Source organism: Streptomyces sp. SID12501, assembly GCF_010550245.1.
GTDB lineage: Bacteria > Actinomycetota > Actinomycetes > Streptomycetales > Streptomycetaceae > Streptomyces.
Map to the genome: position 1 here is coordinate 1 of NZ_JAAGLU010000210.1, position 690 is coordinate 690.

Annotated in this window: 2 pseudogenes; both read left to right on the forward strand. The window is 68.0% G+C overall.

The features are described 5' to 3' along the window. Window positions 1–214 (forward strand): annotated as a pseudogene (locus G3I71_RS45295) (peptidase P60); the annotation flags it as partial. Window positions 215–397: 183 nt separating this feature from the next. Beyond that, window positions 398–690: pseudogene (locus G3I71_RS45300) on the forward strand (hypothetical protein); the annotation flags it as partial.

Consider the following 690-nt stretch of genomic DNA (forward strand, 5'->3'; position numbering starts at 1 on the left):
CTCCGACGATCTGACGAATTCCCGTGATATCCGGCACGTCGGCATGTACGTCGGTGGCGGCTACATGATCAACGCGCCGTTCACCGGGGCGGTCATCCGCTTCGACAAGATCGACACCCCGGACTACTTCGGTGCGACGCGGGTCACCAAGGACGGCGCGGAGGCCCTTCCGGAGCGCACGCCCGCCGCCCCCGCCGCCGGCAACTCTCCGTGAACCGAAGGCCTTGAGCTGCGACGATGAGTCACTCTTCGATAACGTTGGAGTGATCATTCGGTGGAGAGTGGAACGGACCTGTCAGAACGGGCGTTCCATGGACACGGGGGTTGATCGACGGGGGTTGAAAAGGGTGCGCGGCGCAGCGTGCCCGCTGGGGACCTAGGCAAGGGGCCGCGTCGCATGGCTGGACTCACAAGTGGTGGGCCGAATGTGGATGTCGGCCTGTTGTACGAGGTCAACGGCCTTGCCCGGCACGTCCCCGAGGGGGTCGACCGGGCCGTGGGCCTCCTCGCGGAGTACGGACTTCCGCTCGCGCTCGTCCTGTTGGTGCTGTGGTGCTGGCACGGTGCCCGGAACCAGGACGAGGCCACCGCCGTCGAATCGTTCGCCGCGCTCGTCTGGGCCCCGCTCGCCGCGGCCCTCGCCCTCGTCGTGAACGTCCCGCTGCGCGAATTCGTCGCCCGGCCGCGCCC